A 16,159-nucleotide genomic window follows, 5' to 3' on the forward strand; every position below is an offset into this window, starting at 1 on the left:
CGTGCGGACGGCGATTTCCACCATCGACGGCAACGACTGGCTCGACCCGGTCTGGCGGGCTGGCGCCGAGGCCTGGGCGACCGAGCGGCTCGCCGCCCATGGCACGCCGGTCACCGGCCCGTTCGAGCAGACCCGGGTGCGGCCCTGGTCGGTGAGCCTCAGGGTGCCGACCACCCGCGGCGTGCACTGGTTCAAGGCCAACACCCACGGCTGCCGCTACGAGGCGGCCCTGGCGTCGGCGCTGGCCTGGTGGGCGCCGTCCGAGGTGCTGGTGCCGGTCGCGGTCGACGCCGATCGGGGCTGGCTGTTGACGGCCGATGCCGGGCAGATCCTCCGCGAGACCGCGCCGACGCTCGACGACTGGGCGCGGATGCTGGCCGCCTATGGCGCGCTGCAGCGGGTGCTGACCGAGCGGGCCGACGAGATGGTGGCGTTGGGCGTGCCCGACCTGCGCCCGGAGCGGCTGCCGGCGCAGTTGGCGGGCCTGCTCGACGACCCGGCGGTCCGCGCCGACCTGGGGGAGCAGCGCCTGGCCGCGGTCTCGGCGGTGGCGCCCGCCTATGCGGACTGGTGCGCCGAGCTCGCCGCCGATGGTCTCGCCCCGTCGCTGCAACACGACGACCTGCACGACGGCAACGTCTTCGTCAACGGCCGCTTCTTCGACTGGGGCGACGCCAGCGTGGCCCACCCGTTCGGCACGCTGCTGGTCACGCTCTCGTCGGCGGGCCACACGTTCGGCCTGCGGCCCGGCGCGCCGGAACTGCTCCGCCTGCGCGACGCCTACCTGGCCGACTGGCCGGGCGACCCGGCGGCGCTGCGCCACTCGGCCACCCTCGCCTGCCGCGTCACCCGGGTCAGCCGGGCCCTCTCCTGGCGCCGGTCGCTCGACCGCTCGTCGCTGCCGCTGGACGACGACGTCCGCACGGCCCCGGCCGAGTGGCTGGGCGAGCTGACCGAGGCCGACGTGATCTAAGGCCGCACCGCGGTGACGGTCACGGCGCTGTAGTGCACGGTGAGGGCGCCGCCGAGCTCGTCGATGGCGGCGCCGGTCTCCGACAGCAGCGGCCCGAGCCGGTCCGCGGGCAGCCGGGTGAAGATGCCCTGCGTCGGCAGCACGTCGAGCCACTCGTCGCGGGTGTAGGTGTGCTGCCAGTCGTCGCGCCAGTGCTCCACGGCTTCGAAGCCGGCTTCCGTCAGGCCCGCGGCCGCCGTGTCGGCCATGGACCCGTAGGCGGCCAGGGCGTCCGCCGGCATCGCCGGCAGCTCCGGGACCAAGCGGGCGGCGATCCCGGCGAAAGCCGTTCCCGCGTCGGGCGTCGGCTGTCCCGCGTTCCAGAAGAGCGCGACGCGACCGCCGGGACGTAGCACGTCGAACGCGGCGTGGGCGCCGGCCCGCGGATCCACCCAGTGCCAGGCCTGCGCGGCCACCACCGTGTCGAAAACGCGGCCGGCCGGGTCCCAGCCCTCGATCTTCGCCACCTCGACCTCGACACCGTGCCGGCGGGCGTGGGCGGCCATCCGCGGGTCGGGCTCGACGCCGAGCACCCGGCAGCCGACCGCCTGGAACTGGCGGGAGGCGATGCCGGTGCCGCAACCGACATCGAGCAGGTCGGAGCCCGGACTCGTGGCGACGATCCGCTCGATCAGGGCGGCGGGGTAGCGGGGCCGGGCGCGGTCGTAGCGTTCCGCGTCCACTCCGAACGACTCGGCGACCTCACGATGGTGATGCACGGGTAGAGTGGGCATGCGCCCACTCTAAAGGAAATGACGATTTGCCGACCGGTGTGTTCCTCCGTGACCCGCGCGAGCAGCTGTTCGGCGCCGCCGAGCGGGTCCTGCTCCGGGCCGGCCCGAGTGCCCTGACCAGCCGCGCAGTGACCGACGAGGCCGGCGTGGCCAAGGGCGTGCTGCACCGGCACTTCGCCGACTTCGACGACTTCCTCGCCGACCTCGTCCGCGACCGGATCGTCCGCCTCGAGACCGACGCCGCGGCGCTGCAAGCGGCCGCGGGCACCGGCAGCGTGGTGGACAACCTGACCCGGGCGCTCACCGACCTGTTCGGCTCGGTCGCCGTCGGCATCATCGCGTTGATCACCTTCCGCGACGGGCTGCGAGCCCGGTTGCGCCGTGACCGGCCGCACGGGCTCCCCCTGCTGAGCGAGGCGGGCGCGATGATCGCCGACTACCTGGCGGCCGAGCGCGACCTGGGCCGCCTGCGGGCGGACGCCGACCTCGACACCCTCGGCCTCACCCTGATCGGCAGCGGCCATCTGGTCTTCGCCGGCGGTGACGCGCCGGAGCCCGGCGCGGTGCGGCGGATGGTCAGCGAGGCGATTCGGGGAGCGGTCCCGTGACCTCCGGCGCGAGCGCCGCCGCGGCGCCCGTGCGGGCCATCCGGTGCCAGCGCAGCCGGCTGCCGAGCACGGCGGTGACCACGGCCTGCACCACCACCAGGTACATGATCTGGCGGTAGAGCACCTGCTGGAACGGCAGGCTCCACAGTGGCCCGAGGGACTCGCCGTCCAGGCGCAGGGCGTACCCGGCGGTCAACGCCTGGAGCAGCAGCAACAGCAGCCAGCCCGTGGCCAGCTTCGAGGGTGCCGTATCCCCAGCGGTAGCGCTGCCGCCACAGTTGCCGCAGCGTGGTCGGCGCCTCCGTCCAGGCGATCGCCCGCTCCGCGTAGGCGACCTCCCAACCCGCGCGGTGCACGGCCATCGTCAGGTCGGTGTCCTCGGCGAGCGTGTCACCGGGTACGCCGCCCGTGTCCCGCAACGCCGCCCGCCGGAACGCGCCGACCGCGCCGGGGATCGTCGGCATGCAGCGCAGCATCGCGTACATCCGGCGGTCGAGGTTGAAGCCGATCACGTACTCGAGGTGCTGCCAGCGGCCGAGCAGCCGGCCCCGGTTGGCCACCTTGGCGTTGCCCGACACCGCGCCGACCCGCGGGTCCGCGAACGGCTGCACGAGGCGGTGGATGGTGTCGGGCTGGAACACGGTGTCGCCGTCGACGAGCACGAGCAGGTCGGAGCGGGCCGTCCGGATGCCGGTGTTGAGGGCCGCGGGCTTGCCGCCGTTGCGCTGCCGGACCACCCGGACCCGGGGCAGCCGCATCCGCTCGACGATGTCGGCCGTGCCGTCGGTGGAGCCGTCGTCGACGACGATCACCTCGACCGACGGGTGGTCGCCGCCGAGCAGCGAGAGCACGGTCGCGCGGATGTTGGCGGCCTCGTTGAACGCCGGCACGATGACGGAGACCGGCGCCCACACGCCGCGCAGCGGGGGCCGGCGCCCCCGGGCGTGCCGCCAGGCGCAGCCGAACTGGAACGCCAGCCGGCCCACGCCGAGCACCAGGGCCACGCCCAGCAGCCAGGTCATCGCCGTCGAGAGGCCGGCCCCGAGCGCCTGGAACCAGCGCAGCGCCGTGCCCCGCAACCGGTCGCCGGTCGGCGCGGCGGGCGCGGGCACGCCCAGCGCGGCCGACACGGTGGTGAACCGGTAGCCCGCCTTCCGCAGCCGGGGGATCAGCACGTCCAGGGCGGCGACCGTTTCCGACCGGTCGCCGCCGCCGTCGTGCAGCAGGAGGACCGCGCCGGCGCCCCGGGCGGGCAGGCCGGCGCGCACGATGGCGTCGACGCCGGGGCGGCGCCAGTCGTTGGTGTCGAGGTCGGCCAGCACCGCGATCTGGCCCTGGTCGGTGGCCGCCCGCAGCGCCTCGACGTCGTCGGGACCGGTGGCGGTCGGCAACGACGAGTACGGCGGCCGGAACAGCGCCGCCTGCCGGCCCGTGGCGCCGGCGATCGCGTTGCGGGTCAGGGCCAGCTCGAGGCGGCGGCGCCACGGGGCGGCGGTGGCGAGGTCGGCGTGGGTGAAGGTGTGCGACCCGAGGTCGTGGCCCTCTGCCACGATCCGCCGGGCCAGGGCCGGCTCGGCGTCGACCCGCGAACCCACCGCGAAGAAGGTGGCGGGCACCCGGTGCCGGCGCAGCACGTCGAGCACCCGCGGCGTCCACTGTGGATCCGGGCCGTCGTCGAAGGTGAGCGCCACGGTCCGCGCCGGCAGGGCCCGGGTCACCAGCTTGTCGCCGTCGGCCCGGATGAACGGGCCGTCGAGCGGGGACGACGTGGCGGGCGCGCCCGGCCGCCCCGAGCCGCCGCCCCCGCCCTGCGCGTACCCGTCGAAGGTCCGCGCGGCCAGCAGCACGACGAGGGCCAGGCCGAACAGCACCCAGTGCGCGCGCGGATCACGCCGCGCGACGTGGCGCGGCCGGTGGGCGGTGGTCATCAGCCCGCCTTGGGTCTCGGGTGGCTGGGCTTGGCGGTCGGCCGGTTCCCGCGTCCGTTGCCGCGTCCCGGCCGCTCGCCGGTGGTGGGGATGGCGGTGGCCGGAGTGCCGGTGGCCTGCGGCCGGCCGGTCGGCGCGGTCGTCGAGCGGGGGGCCGGGGGCGCCGCGGGCTCGGGCGCCGGGCCGATGACGGCGGTCTCCGCGGCCGGGGTCGTCTCGGCGCCACGGTCGGTCCAGCCGCTCAACGGCACGGGACCGCCGCCGAACAGGCCCGCGCCCAGCAGGCCGAGGGCGCCGACGAGCACGGCCGCCGCCACGACCGCCAGCCAGGTGAGCGCCCGCCGGCGCCGCCCGGTCCGGTCGACGAAGACCTCCGTGCTCACCGGCGGGTGCTCCCGGGAATGACGGTCTGGTTCTTCCGGCGCGGCGTCTGGGGCGCGGTGTTGCCGTGCGAATGCGGCGACCGCGTGTGCTCGTTCGGGCCCTTGCCGTGCCCGGTCGGCGAGGCGGTCGGCGGCGGGCCGGGCGTGCGGGGCGCGACCGCGGGCCGGCTGCGCTCGTCGCGGACCTCGCTGGACCGCTCTGGACGGACCGGCCGCTCGGCGGGCGCCGGCCGGGGCGGGTCGCGGGGTGGTGGGCCGGGCAACGTGCCGGTCACGCCGGCCACCGCGAGACCCGAGCCGGTCAGCAGGACGCCGGCGACCGCCACCTTCACCGCGAGGACCCGGGACACCGCCCGCCGCCCCCGGGCCGGCGCCGGCGCGTCGCGACCCGCTCGGAACACCGCCGCGGCGTCGACCTCGCCGAGCAGCTCGTGGGGTGCCGCGGGCCCGCGGGCGTGCGTCAGCACCCGCCCCAGCGGCGTGTCGGTGTGCTCGCCGTCGAGGAGGCGTTCCGCGGTCGCCCGGTCGGGCCAGCGCGTCGTCACGGCGCCTCCTCCGGCGGCATGAGCTCGGCCAACCGGCGCAGCCCCCGGTACGCCGCGGTGCGTACCGCGCCGGGCCGCTTCCCGAGGATCCGCCCGACGGTTTCCGCGTCGAGCCCCATCACGACCCGCAGCAGCACGGCCTCGGCCTGCTGGGCGGGCAGCGACGCGAGCAGCGCGACGGCGGCGCCGGTGGCCACCGCGTCGGCGGCCTCGTGCTCGGTGTCGGCCGCGCCGGCCAGGTCGGCGAGCGCCTCGACCGGCACCGGGACGCTGGGCCGCCGGCGCAGCTTGCGGACGTGGTCCATGGCCCGGTGCCGGGCGATGGTCGCCGCCCAGGCCCGGAAGTTGTCGTAGTCGCCGGCGAACCGCGGCAGGTCCCGGCAGATCTGCAGCCACGTCTCGGAGGCGACGTCGTCGGCGTCGTCGCCGATCAGCCCGCGCAGGTAGCGCAGCAGCGCGGGCTGGACCGCCCGGAACAGCTCCCGGAAGGCCCGCTCGTCGCCGGCCTGGGCGGCGGTGACGGCGGCCGACAGGTCGGCGGGTCCGGCGGTCACCGCGGGCTCCGCCGTCACGTCCAGCTTCACGCGATGGAGAGCGCCGCCGAGTGGTGCGCTGTCACAGCTAGTGTCGTGAGTCGTTAATTCGAGTGCAGTAGCGGGCGATGGATTCGAGGATCTGGTCGGCGGTCTTGGTCCAGACGTAGGGCTTGGGGTTGTCGTTCCAGGTTCCGATCCATTCGCGGATGTCTTTGTTGAGGGCGCGGACCGAGCGGTGGGTTCCGCGTTGGAGTTTCTTGGTGGTCAGTTCGCCGAACCAGCGCTCGACGAGGTTGAGCCAGGATGAGCTGGTCGGGGTGAAGTGCAGGACGAAGCGAGGGTGGGCCGCCAGCCAGCGTTTGATCGCTGGTGTCTTGTGTGTGGAGGCGTTGTCCAGGACCAGGTGGACCTGTAGGTCCGCGGGGACTTCCCGGTCGAGGGTGGTCAGAAACTTGCGGAACTCGATCGCCCGGTGTCGGGCGTGCAACGAGCCGATCACCTTGCCGGTGGTCAGGTCCAGGGCGGCGTAGAGGCTGGAGGTGCCGGCGCGGATGTAGTCGTGACTGGCCCTGGCGGGTGTGCCGGGCAGCATTGGTAGGACCGGCGCGGTCCGGTCGAGGGCTTGGATCTGAGACTTTTCGTCGACGCAGAGCACGACCGCCCGTTCCGGCGGGTCCAAGTAGAGACCGACCACGTCGCGGACCTTGTCAATGAATTGCGGGTCTTTCGACAGCTTCCACGAGTCCTGCCGGTGCGGCTGCAGCCCGAACGCCCGCCAGATCCGCGATACCGCCGTCTGTGACAGGCCGACCTGCGCGGCCAGCGACCGGGTCGACCAGTGCGTGGCGTCCTTCGGCGTGGTCTCCAACGTCGTGGTGATGACGCGCTCGACGTCGGTGTCGGTGACCGTGCGCGGCCGGCCCGGCCGCGGCTCGTCCAACAACCCGTCGAGCCGGTCGACCGCGAACCGATTACGCCACTTCTTCACCGTGTTCCGCGAGATCCCCAGACGCTGCGCGATCTGGCCGTTCGACTCGCCGGGACCATCGGCACAGGCCAGCACGACCCGTGACCGCGCCGCCAAAGCCTGCGCACTGGTCGGCCTTCGTGACCAGGTAACCAACTGCTCACGCTCGTCATCAGTGAGCACGATCGACACTGCTATCGGAGACGGCATACGACCACCGTACCCACTGACAACGATTTAACGACTCAGGACACTAGCGATGCGTGACCGGCCGATGACGGATCAACGGCCCTCGACCCGTGCGCCGCCGGGCGTAAGAATCGACGGACATCTCCCGGGAGGCTGCCGATGACCTTCAACCTGAGCGTGATCCTGCGTGAGTCCGCCCGCCGCGACCCCGACAAGACGGCCGTCATCTTCGGCGACCGCAAGGTCAGCTACGCGGAGCTGGACGCGGCCGCCGACCGGGCCGCCGCCGGCCTCCTGCGGTACGCGCGGCGGGGCGACCGGGTCGCGCTGATGCTGCCCAACCGGGTCGAGTTCCTCGAGTGCTACTTCGGCATCCTCAAGGCCGGCCTCGTCGCGGTGCCGATGAACCCGCTGCTCAAGGCGGCCGAGGTCGACCACATCCTGACCGACAGCGGCGCTCGCGTGCTGATCGCCGGCGACGTCTCCCGTGCGGCGGTCGCCCACGCGGGTGTCCCCGTGCTCAACCCCGACGAGTCCGACTTCCTGGCCGCCGACGCGCCCCTCCCGTGGGCCGCGAGCACCGACAGCGACGACACCGCGGTGATCATCTATACGAGCGGCACCACCGGCCGGCCCAAGGGCGCCGAGCTGACCCACTTCCAGCTCTATCTGAACTGCTCGCTGGCGGGCGAGCGGTTCGACACCCGCCCCGACGACGTCTCGCTCGCCGTGCTCCCGTTCTTCCACGTGTACGGGCTGTCCAGCGTCGTCAACGTCGTGATCCGCAAGGGCGGCACGATCGTGGCCGTTCCCAAGTTCGACGTCGACCTGGTCCTCGACGCGCTGCACGACCACCGGGTCAGCGTGCTGGCCGGCGTGCCGACCATGTACCACGCGCTGCTGCACGCCGACCTCGGCGGCCGGGACCTGTCCGCGCTGCGGATCGGCTCGTGCGGCGGCGCCTCGATGCCGGAGGCGGTGCTCAAGGGCGTCGAGCAGCGGTTCGGGATCACGGTGCTGGAGGGCTACGGGCTGTCCGAGACCGGCAGCACGGCGACGATGAACCACAGCGTCGACGACCGGCGGATCCGTTCGATCGGCAAGCCGATCTGGGGCGTCGACGTGCGGGTCGCCGGCCCGGACGGGGCCGAGCAGCCGGTCGGCGAGGTCGGCGAGCTGCTGGTCCGTGGCCACGTGGTGATGAAGGGCTACCACGGTGACCCGGCGGCCACCGCGGCGGCGATCCAGGACGGCTGGTTGCACACCGGCGACCTCGGCTACCGTGACGCTGACGGCTTCCTCTACGTGGTGGACCGGATGAAGGACCTGATCATCCGCGGCGGCTTCAACGTCTATCCCCGCGAGGTCGAAGAGGTGCTCTACACCCATCCGGCGGTGGCGGAGGCGGCCGTCGTCGGGCGGCCCGACGAGCGGGTCGGCGAGGAGATCGTGGCGGTGGTCACCGTGCGGCCGGGCGCCGACCTCGACCCGGCCGAGGTGATCGCGTTCTGCCGGGAGCGGCTGGCCGACTACAAAAGCCCCCGTGAGGTGCGCGTCCGGGACAGTCTGCCGAAGAGCGCGACCGGCAAGTTGCTCAAGCGGGAGCTGCGGGGGCTCGTGTTGCCACGTCCGTGACGTGCGGTTGGCCGTTGAGCGAGCTAAGGTCCGAGCAAGCGGACGGTTGTCGCGTGACAACTGTTGCCCGCTTGGAGGTGTCCAGATGATCGCTCAGGGTGGTGTGTCCATTACGGACGGCGCGTTGGATGCGGCTGCCCAGCGATATCAGCTGGCGGTCGGGCACGACGGTGCGGCGGTCGGCCGCGCGCGCGACGAGTTCGTCACGGCCCTGGTGCCGTTCGCCGACCGGTTGGCCAGCCGCTACCGCGGCCGCGGGGTGCCCTACGACGACCTGTGCCAGGTGGCCCGGCTCGCCCTGATCAAGGCGGTCGACCAGCTCGACACCGACCGGGGCTCGTTCACGGCGTACGCCGTCGTGACGGTCCGCGGCGCCCTCCGCCGGCACTTCCGCGACACCTCGTGGGACGCCCACGTGCCCCGCCCGGTGCAGGAGCTGACGCTGCGGCTCTGGGGAGTGGCCGACGACCTGACCCGGGAACTGAAGCGGCCGCCGTCGCGGGCCGAGCTCGCGGGCCGGCTCGGCGTCGCCACCGAGGAGCTGACCGCCGCGCTGCTGGCCAGCGACGCCAAGGCGGCCCGGTCGCTCAACGCGCCGGTCACCGGCGACGACGGCGCGGCCGAGCTGGGCGACCTGCTGGGCGGGCCCGACCAGGAGCTCGACGGCATCGACGACCGGGTGACCATGCGCGACCTGCTGGCCCGGCTGCCGGCCCGCGAGCGGCGGATCCTCGCCCTGCGGTTCTACGGCAACCAGACCCAGATGGAGATCGCCGAAGCCACCGGCCTGTCCCAGATGCACGTCTCCCGGCTGCTCGCCCGGACGCTCGCCTGGCTGCGCGAGGCGATGCTCAGCGACACGCCTCCGCCGTTCCCCGGCGTCGACGAGCCGGTCGACGGCGACCTGGCGATCGAGGTGACCCACTCCGGCGGCCTGACGGTCGTCGCGGTGCGCGGTGAGGTCGACGCCGACAACGCCGACCGGCTGCGGGCCGCGGTGACGCACTGCTGTCGGCACGCCGGCACCGGCGTACGGGTGGACCTGCGCCGGGTGCCGCTGGTGGATGCCGCCGGCGCCGCCGCGCTGGCCCGGGCGTACGCCGTCGCACACGCCCGTGGGGTGGATCTCGCCCTGCTCGAGCCCAACCCGACGGTCACCCGGATCCTCCGGGTGACCGGGCTGGGCCACCTCGTCGCCCGGACCCGTCGCGTCAGTCCGTCCGCAGCAGGCTGAGCACCGCCGCCTCGATCCGGTCCCGCACGGCCCGGTCGTCGAGGTCGGGCGGGCCGCCGTCGAGGGCCGCCGCGATCGTCGTGCCGTCCTGGAACAGGTCGACCACGCGCGGGTCGACATAGGACGATCGGGCCACCGCCGGTGTGTTGCCCAGATAGTCGGCGACCTCGCGGATCGCGGCCGGCACGGCCCGCTTCCGGGCGGCGCGCGACCGCCGGCCACGGGCGCCGGCCTCGTCGACGGCGAGCGCCACCGCGGCCAGCACCGTGCCGTTCCAGGTGCGGAAGTCCTTGGCGGTCACCTCGACGCCGCTGATCTCGCGCAGGTAGGCGTTGACGTCGGCGCTGCGCACGTCGACCCAGGCCCGGCCGTCGCGGTAGGCGAGCAGCTCCGGCTGGTCGCCCGGGCGGCCCAGCAGCGAGCGGACGACGGCACGCACGTCGTCGTCGCGCACGTCCAGGGTGCGCTGCAGTCCGCCCTTGGCCGGATAGCAGAACCGGACGACGCCCTTGGCCAGCGTCACGTGCTCGCGGCGGACGGTGGCCAGGCCGAAGCTGGCGTCGTCGCCGTTGGCGTACTCCTCACCGCCGATCCGGAAGCAGCCCACGTCGAGCAGCCGCACCGCGGCGGCGAGCACCCGGTTGCGGGTGGGGCCCCGTTCGGTCAGGTGCTTGTCGACCGTCGATCGGATCTCGGGCAGGTGGCCGCCCACCTCGAGCACGTGGTCGAACTTGGCCGCGTCGCGCTTGGCCCGCCAGGCGTCGTGGTAGCGGTACTGCCGCCGGCCGGCCGCGTCCGTGCCGGTCGCCTGGATGTGGCCGCGCGGATCGGTGGAGATCCAGACGTCCTGCCACGCGGGCGGGATGACCAGGGCCCGGATCCGGTCGAGTTCACTCCGGTCGGTCAGGGGCCGACCGTCGGGGCGCAGATAGCGGAAACCCTTGCCCTGCCGCCGCCGGCCGTAGCCGGGCTTCGTCGTGTCACTGCGTCGTAACCGCACGGGGCCCGGGTACCCCGGATCTCAGCCTTCCACCCCTGTGGTGTCGTGGGCGGAACCGACCGGTTTGGACTCCGGGGATCCGCGCTGCCGGAGGTAGATCGAGAGGATGACCATCGACGCGACGGCCAGCAGCTCCGACTGCCAGTTCTGCAGCGTCCGGTTCCAGAAGTCGGGCTCGCCGAGGTAGCGACCCCAGGAGACCGTGTCCTCGAGCCGGCTCAGCTGCTCCTCGTTGTAGGCCGCGACGCCGGCGATCGACTGCGCCGTCCAGGAGGCGATGAAGATGGCGCCCATCACCAGGCCGAGCGAGTTGGAGAACAGCAGCCGCCGGAACCCGGGCTCGCGCGCCCACCGCGGCGACTCCGGCTGGGCGTGCTCGCCCATCTTCTGGTCCTTGTGCGTCTCGCGGCCGACCTTGTCGAGCTCCTTGGACTCCGGCGAGCCCCGCTGCACCAGCCAGACCGTCAGGAAGATGTAGAGGAAGAACTGGAGATATTCGGACTGCCAGTTCTCGGAGACGTCGGTGGCGAAGCTGGCGGAGCTCACGTAGCGGCCGAGCGAGATCGGCTCCAGCCCTTCCGCCACCTGCTCCTGGTTGAAGTTGGCATGGCCGGCGAACGCCTGTCCGACCAGGACGATCAGGAACAGGACGCCGAACACCAGGCCGAGCGAGTTCTCCCGCAGGAAGCGCTTCACCGGTGCAGCACCCCCAGCGTGATGACGTACGCGAGCCCCAGCGTCACGACCGTCAGCAGCGTCCAGAACAGCACCCGCATGTCAGCCTCCCTGCAGCGTGCAGTCGTACGGGCGGTCGCCGCGGGACCGGCAGCCGGCGGCGACGACCTTCCACCCGCCGGGGAAGACGGCGAGGAAGAGCGTGTCGGTCTGGAGCCGCACCTGCGCCCACTGTCCGTAGACATTCGTGGTGGTGACGCCGCTCGGACCCGGCAGGTCCTCGTCGAGGATCGCCTGGTCGCACGGCTGGTCGGCCGACTTCTCGAGGTCGGCCAGCGTCTCCGGCGCGAGGGTGGCGCACGCTCCCGCGCCGTCACGGTCGTCGACGGCGTCGAGCAGCCGGATCGCCACGGCCGCGGCCGCGTCCTCGCGACCGCCGGGACCGCCGCAGCCGGCCGCCAGGAGGGCCACCGCCACCGCGGCGGCGACGAGTCCCATCGGTCTCATGAACCACAGTCTTCCCAAACGCGCCTTCACTTATGCGACGCCACGCAGGAGGTCACGGGGTTGACGCGGCCCCGTCCGGGTACCTCCATGGCGGAACGATCCCGACAGAGAGGAGCAGACCTCCATGGCCACCGCGAGGGAAATCATGACTCCCGACGCCACCTGCGTCGGCGAGGACGAGAGCGTGGCGACGGCGGCCCAGAAGATGGCCGACCTGAACGTCGGCTCGCTGCCGATCTGCGGCAACGACAACCGGCTCAAGGGCATGCTCACCGACCGCGACATCGTGGTGAAGGTGCTCGCCAAGGGACGGGACCCGCAACAGGTCAAGGCCGGCGAGCTCGGCCAGGGCAAGCCCGTGACGATCGGCGCGGACGACGACGCCGAGGAGATCCTCAAGACGATGGGCAGCCACCAGGTGCGCCGGCTTCCGGTGATCGACGGGCAATCGCTCGTCGGCATGGTCGCGGTCGCCGACGTGGCCCGGGCCCTGCCGGACAAGCCGGTCGGCGCCCTGCTCGACGCGATCAGCGAGAAGTAGCGCCGACATGCCGGCCCGCGAAGACCTGCCAGGCACCATTCGGCGCTCGCCGAAGAAGGCGCAGGACACCTACGCCAAGACGCTGGACTCGGCCATCGAGCAGTACGGCGAGGGCGAGCGTGCCCGGCGCACCGCGATGTCGTCGCTGAAGCACTCGTTCGAGAAGGTCGGCGACCACTGGGAGCCCAAGGGCCGCAAGGGACCGAGCGATGCCCAGGCCGCCCGCAGCAACCGGGCGCGCCCGGCGGAGACGGCGTCCGGCGTCGACGCCAACGCGTCGAAGACGCACCTGCTCGACATCGCGAAGCGGCTCGAGATCAGCGGTCGTTCCCGGATGACCAAGGCGGAGCTGGTCGACGCCATCCAGAAGGCCAACGCACGCGCCGACCGCAAGGCCCGCGCGCGTTCCTGACCGACCCCCACGACCGTGCCCCGGCTCCCCGGCCGGGGCACCGTCGTGTTCAGCCCTTCCGGCCGGTGGTGGCGATGCCCTGGATGAAGTGGCGCTGGGCGAGGAAGAACACGATGATCATCGGTACGGTGGCGATGACGCTGCCGGCCAGCACGACGTGCCAGTCCTGCTCGCCGCCGTAGCCGAAGCGGTCGAGCACCACCTTGAGCCCGCGCGGCAGCGTGAACAGACTCTCGTCGCGCAGGTAGATCAGCGGTTTCATCAGGTCGGTCCAGCTCGCCTTGAACTCGAAGACCAGCACGACCAGCAGGGCCGGGCGGATCAGCGGGAACGCCACCCGCCAGAACAGCCCGGGATAGCTCGCGCCGTCGACCCGGGCCGCCTCGAACAGCTCGCGCGGCAGCGAGAGCAGGAACTGGCGGAGCAGGAAGATGTAGAACGCCGAGCCGAACAGGTTGCCCGCCCAGAGCGGCACCTGGGTGTCGGTGAGCCGCAGCTCCGACCAGATCAGGTAGGTCGGGATCATGGTGACCGCGAACGGCAGCATCATCGTCGCCAGCACCAGGCCGAAGAGCAGGTCCCGACCGGGGAACCGGAAGTACGCGAAGCCGAACGCCACCCAGGCGCTGGACAGCGTGACCGACACCGCCGCGGCCACCCCGACCACCGCGCTGTTGAACAGCCACAGCGGCAACGGGACCGCCTCGAACGCCTCGCGGTAGTTGTCGGGGTGGAACGGCAGCGGCAGCAGGCCGGTGGAGAACACGTAGCCGGGCGCCCGCAGCGACGCGCTGACCAGCCAGACGAACGGCAGCAGGAAGACCACGGCCGCGGCGACCAGCAGCGCGATGAAGACGAACCGCCACGGCCCGCGGCGCTCGGGCTCCGCCGGCGGCCGGGCCGGAGCGGCCCGGTCGTCGAGCGGAGTGGGCAGCGGAGCGACCTCGGTCGAGGGCGGCAAGGTGGTCACGACTCCTCGCTTTCGTAGTAGACCCACCGCTTCGACAGGCGCACCTGCACGAGGGTGATGACGAGGATGACCAGGAACAGCAGCCAGGCCAGGGCGGACGCGAATCCCATGTGGAGGAACTGGAACGCCTGCTGGAACAGGTAGATGACGTAGAACGTCGCGGCGTCGGCGTCGAAGCGCTGCTGGGTGGTCTGGTTGCCGAAGTACATCGTGTAGACCTCGGTGAACATCTGCAGCGCGGCGATCGTGTTGACCACGAGCGTGAAGAACAGCGCACCGGAGATCATCGGCAGGGTGACCGACCGGAACCGCTGCCACGGGCCGGCGCCGTCCACAGTGGCCGCCTCGTGCAGCTCGCGCGGCACGTTCTGCAACGCCGCGAGATAGATGATGACCGTGGAGCCGAGGCTCCACAGGCTCATCAGCACGATGCCGGGCATCACCCAGGCCGGGTCGGTCGTCCAGCTCGGCCCGTCGATGCCGAACCAGCCGAGGAAGCCGTTGACCAGCCCGTCCTGGGTGTTGAGCAGCAACAGGAACAGGATGCCTACCGCCACGGCCGGCGTCATCACCGGCAGGTAGAACACGGTGCGGAAGAAGCCCGACAGCCGGCCGACCCGATTCAGCAGGAGCGCCAGGCCCAGTGAGAGGGCCATCGCCAGCGGCACGTGCAGCACCGTGTAGTAGACGGTGTTGCGCAGGCTCCGGGCGACCATCGGGTCGGCCAGCATCTGCCGGTAGTTGTCGAGCCCGACGAACTCCGGCGGGTTGACGATGTCGTAGTCGGTGAAGCTCAGCCACAGGCTCGCTATCATCGGCCCGGCGTAGAACACCAGGAAGCCGACGATCCACGGCGCCAGGAACAGCAGCGCCCACCGCGCCTCCCGCCGGGCGAGGACCGACCGGCGGCGCCGTGCCGCCATCAGCCCGCGGCGCGGCTCAGCGCGGCCGAGGCCTCCTGCTGGCCGCGGGCGAGCTCCGCGCTGCCGTCGCCACCGCCGGACAGGGCCCGGTTGGCGGCGTCGTACCAGGCCTTGTCGAACTCGGCGCCGGCGGGCGACGCCGGCAGCGAGAAGCCCTTGTCCTGCACCGAGAGGATGGTCTGCACGGCGTCGTCGAAGCGCTGGTTGCCGCTCGGCTTGTAGAGCTCGGCGAAGATCCGCTTGTCGGCCTCGATGTTGCCGGTGTAGAGCCCGGTGAACGGCGTCTTCTCCGCCGCCCGCTTGTCGGCGCGCACCTTCGCGGCCGCGTACCACGTGTCGGTCGCGGTCATGGTCTTGGCGAACGTGCATGCGGCGTCGGGGTTCTTGGCGCCCTTGGGCACGACCCAGGCGGAGCCGGACGCGAAGGTGATCGGGTTGCCGGACCGGTCGACGAACGGCCGCACCGCGAGCTCGGCCTTGGGCGTCTCGCGGCCGGCGACGTTGAGGTACCAGTCCTCCATCGGCCACACCGCGATCTGGTTCTTGGCCAGTGGGCTCTGCGCGCCGAAGAAGTCGAACGTGTCGCGGAACGCCTTGAACTTGCCCCAGCCGCCCTGGTCGCGGATCAGCGACAGGCCCGTGGCGAGCGCCTCGGCCACCTTCGGGTCGTCGAGCTTGGCGGTCTTGCCGTCGGGGGAGAGCAGGTCGGCGCCGTTGGCCTTGGCCCACATCGGCAGGAACTCGGGGATCTTGGGGTCGATGCCGATCCGGGTGAGCTTGCCGCCCTCGACCTTGGTCAGCTTCGCGTTGATCCCGGCCAGGCCGGCCCAGTCGGCGAGGTTGACGTCGTCCGGCGTCAGGCCGGCCTCCCGCAGCAGCGCCTCGTTCATGTAGACGACGCGGACGCTGTAGAACTCCGGGATGCCGTACACCTTGCCGTCGAGGGTGACCTCGTCCTTGGCCGCCGGGCGGTACTGCGCCATGTCGATGCCCTGCTTGGCGATGCAGTCGTCGAGCGGCAGGACCGAACCCTGCTTGGCGTAGGTGCCGATCAGCTTGCGGTTCATGTAGACGAGGTCCGGCGGGTTGCCCGACGCGACCGCCGACAGGAACTGCTGCTCGTCGAAGGCGCCCTCCGTGATCGTCACCGGGATGTCCGGGTGGGCCTTCTTGAAGGTCTCGACCCGGGTCGTGGCGATCTCGTCGGGCAGGCTGAAGCCGAGCGTGGTGATGGCGCCCTTGCCGGCCGCCCCGCCGCCGCTGTCGTCGTCACCGCCGCCGACGCCGCCACAACCTCCGACCGCCAGTGTGACCGCCGCGAGCACCGCTATGCCGCGCATCCTTGCCATCTCTCGCCTCC

The 16,159-nt window shown here is 72.5% G+C and carries 17 protein-coding genes and 1 pseudogene; 6 read left to right on the forward strand and 12 right to left on the reverse strand.

The window, feature by feature from the left end:
* Position 1 precedes the first annotated feature (1 nt).
* A complete protein-coding gene (locus tag O7635_RS23505) occupies positions 2 to 973 on the forward strand; it encodes a phosphotransferase (RefSeq protein WP_278082620.1) in 972 nt (323 codons plus the stop codon).
* Here O7635_RS23505 and O7635_RS23510 read toward each other — a convergent pair.
* Entirely contained in the window at positions 970 to 1,746 is a 777-nt protein-coding gene (locus O7635_RS23510; RefSeq protein ID WP_278082621.1) for a class I SAM-dependent methyltransferase, read from the reverse strand. The genes O7635_RS23505 and O7635_RS23510 overlap by 4 nt on opposite strands.
* 26 nt (positions 1,747 to 1,772) lie before the next feature.
* Between O7635_RS23510 and O7635_RS23515 the strand changes: the two genes are divergently transcribed.
* Positions 1,773 to 2,354, forward strand: coding sequence for a TetR/AcrR family transcriptional regulator (locus O7635_RS23515; protein WP_278082622.1), 582 nt, complete (start codon positions 1,773 to 1,775; stop codon positions 2,352 to 2,354).
* A 302-nt stretch (positions 2,355 to 2,656) separates the two neighbouring features.
* Here the strand turns inward: O7635_RS23515 and O7635_RS23520 are convergent.
* The 5 genes and pseudogenes from O7635_RS23520 to O7635_RS23540 form a co-directional block, all read right to left on the reverse strand.
* Positions 2,657 to 4,282: pseudogene (locus O7635_RS23520) on the reverse strand (glycosyltransferase); the annotation flags it as partial.
* Entirely contained in the window at positions 4,282 to 4,665 is a 384-nt protein-coding gene (locus tag O7635_RS23525; protein ID WP_278082623.1) for a hypothetical protein, read from the reverse strand. The pseudogene O7635_RS23520 and the gene O7635_RS23525, both read right to left, overlap by 1 nt.
* On the reverse strand, positions 4,662 to 5,210 hold the full coding sequence (locus O7635_RS23530; protein ID WP_278082624.1) for a hypothetical protein: 549 nt from the start codon (positions 5,208 to 5,210) through the stop codon (positions 4,662 to 4,664). Before O7635_RS23530 ends, O7635_RS23525 begins: the two co-directional genes overlap by 4 nt.
* Positions 5,207 to 5,794 carry an RNA polymerase sigma factor gene (locus O7635_RS23535; RefSeq protein ID WP_278082625.1) on the reverse strand — a complete coding sequence of 196 codons (588 nt, stop codon included), beginning with the start codon at positions 5,792 to 5,794 and terminating at the stop codon, positions 5,207 to 5,209. Before O7635_RS23535 ends, O7635_RS23530 begins: the two co-directional genes overlap by 4 nt.
* Positions 5,795 to 5,831: 37 nt before the next feature.
* Positions 5,832 to 6,923, reverse strand: a complete 1,092-nt coding sequence (locus O7635_RS23540) for an IS630 family transposase (RefSeq protein WP_278080110.1) — start codon at positions 6,921 to 6,923, stop codon at positions 5,832 to 5,834.
* Between the two features lie 138 nt (positions 6,924 to 7,061).
* Here O7635_RS23540 and O7635_RS23545 point away from each other — a divergent pair, with 138 nt between their 5' ends.
* Positions 7,062 to 8,537: a long-chain fatty acid--CoA ligase gene (locus tag O7635_RS23545; RefSeq protein WP_278082626.1), complete on the forward strand. Its 1,476-nt coding sequence runs from the start codon at positions 7,062 to 7,064 to the stop codon at positions 8,535 to 8,537.
* Positions 8,538 to 8,622: 85 nt separating this feature from the next.
* The gene (locus O7635_RS23550; protein WP_278082627.1) at positions 8,623 to 9,771 is read left to right on the forward strand and encodes a sigma-70 family RNA polymerase sigma factor; all 1,149 of its coding nucleotides are present in this window, start codon (positions 8,623 to 8,625) and stop codon (positions 9,769 to 9,771) included.
* Here O7635_RS23550 and O7635_RS23555 read toward each other — a convergent pair.
* From O7635_RS23555 to O7635_RS23565, 3 genes are all read right to left on the reverse strand, one after another.
* Positions 9,749 to 10,771 carry a DNA topoisomerase IB gene (locus O7635_RS23555; protein ID WP_278082628.1) on the reverse strand — a complete coding sequence of 341 codons (1,023 nt, stop codon included), beginning with the start codon at positions 10,769 to 10,771 and terminating at the stop codon, positions 9,749 to 9,751. The two genes, O7635_RS23550 and O7635_RS23555, sit on opposite strands and share 23 nt — an antisense overlap.
* A 21-nt stretch (positions 10,772 to 10,792) precedes the next feature.
* Complete coding sequence (locus O7635_RS23560; protein ID WP_278082629.1) at positions 10,793 to 11,467, reverse strand: DUF6766 family protein; 675 nt, start codon at positions 11,465 to 11,467, stop codon at positions 10,793 to 10,795.
* Positions 11,468 to 11,548: 81 nt separating this feature from the next.
* Entirely contained in the window at positions 11,549 to 11,953 is a 405-nt protein-coding gene (locus O7635_RS23565) for a hypothetical protein (protein WP_278082630.1), read from the reverse strand.
* A gap of 124 nt (positions 11,954 to 12,077) precedes the next feature.
* On the opposite strand from O7635_RS23565, the gene O7635_RS23570 reads away from it, so the two are divergent.
* Both O7635_RS23570 and O7635_RS23575 read left to right on the forward strand, forming a co-directional pair.
* Positions 12,078 to 12,494 carry a CBS domain-containing protein gene (locus tag O7635_RS23570; protein ID WP_278082631.1) on the forward strand — a complete coding sequence of 139 codons (417 nt, stop codon included), beginning with the start codon at positions 12,078 to 12,080 and terminating at the stop codon, positions 12,492 to 12,494.
* A 7-nt stretch (positions 12,495 to 12,501) separates the two neighbouring features.
* Positions 12,502 to 12,906 (forward strand): ChaB family protein, encoded by a 405-nt coding sequence (locus O7635_RS23575; RefSeq protein ID WP_278082632.1) that lies wholly within the window; start codon positions 12,502 to 12,504, stop codon positions 12,904 to 12,906.
* A gap of 49 nt (positions 12,907 to 12,955) precedes the next feature.
* Here the strand turns inward: O7635_RS23575 and O7635_RS23580 are convergent, their stop codons facing one another.
* From O7635_RS23580 to O7635_RS23590, 3 genes are read right to left on the reverse strand one after another with little or no spacing between them, the layout of a single operon-like run.
* A complete protein-coding gene (locus O7635_RS23580) occupies positions 12,956 to 13,876 on the reverse strand; it encodes a carbohydrate ABC transporter permease (RefSeq protein ID WP_278082633.1) in 921 nt (306 codons plus the stop codon).
* Positions 13,873 to 14,799 (reverse strand): sugar ABC transporter permease, encoded by a 927-nt coding sequence (locus O7635_RS23585; RefSeq protein WP_278082634.1) that lies wholly within the window; start codon positions 14,797 to 14,799, stop codon positions 13,873 to 13,875. The genes O7635_RS23580 and O7635_RS23585 overlap by 4 nt, the downstream gene beginning before the upstream one ends.
* Positions 14,799 to 16,148 carry an extracellular solute-binding protein gene (locus O7635_RS23590; protein WP_278082635.1) on the reverse strand — a complete coding sequence of 450 codons (1,350 nt, stop codon included), beginning with the start codon at positions 16,146 to 16,148 and terminating at the stop codon, positions 14,799 to 14,801. Before O7635_RS23590 ends, O7635_RS23585 begins: the two co-directional genes overlap by 1 nt.
* Positions 16,149 to 16,159: the final 11 nt, after the last annotated feature.

Origin of the sequence: Asanoa sp. WMMD1127, assembly GCF_029626225.1 — a bacterium.
GTDB lineage: Bacteria > Actinomycetota > Actinomycetes > Mycobacteriales > Micromonosporaceae > Asanoa.

What these genes read in the sequence shown, in the direction of transcription:
- O7635_RS23510 (WP_278082621.1), bottom strand. Translation starts at nt 1,746, where the DNA reads ATGCCCACTCTACCCGTGCATCACCATCGTGAGGTCGCCGAGTCGTTC.
- O7635_RS23540 (WP_278080110.1), bottom strand. Translation starts at nt 6,923, where the DNA reads ATGCCGTCTCCGATAGCAGTGTCGATCGTGCTCACTGATGACGAGCGT.
- O7635_RS23545 (WP_278082626.1), top strand. Translation starts at nt 7,062, where the DNA reads ATGACCTTCAACCTGAGCGTGATCCTGCGTGAGTCCGCCCGCCGCGAC.
- O7635_RS23550 (WP_278082627.1), top strand. Translation starts at nt 8,623, where the DNA reads ATGATCGCTCAGGGTGGTGTGTCCATTACGGACGGCGCGTTGGATGCG.
- O7635_RS23565 (WP_278082630.1), bottom strand. Translation starts at nt 11,953, where the DNA reads ATGAGACCGATGGGACTCGTCGCCGCCGCGGTGGCGGTGGCCCTCCTG.
- O7635_RS23570 (WP_278082631.1), top strand. Translation starts at nt 12,078, where the DNA reads ATGGCCACCGCGAGGGAAATCATGACTCCCGACGCCACCTGCGTCGGC.
- O7635_RS23575 (WP_278082632.1), top strand. Translation starts at nt 12,502, where the DNA reads ATGCCGGCCCGCGAAGACCTGCCAGGCACCATTCGGCGCTCGCCGAAG.
- O7635_RS23585 (WP_278082634.1), bottom strand. Translation starts at nt 14,799, where the DNA reads ATGGCGGCACGGCGCCGCCGGTCGGTCCTCGCCCGGCGGGAGGCGCGG.
- O7635_RS23590 (WP_278082635.1), bottom strand. Translation starts at nt 16,148, where the DNA reads ATGGCAAGGATGCGCGGCATAGCGGTGCTCGCGGCGGTCACACTGGCG.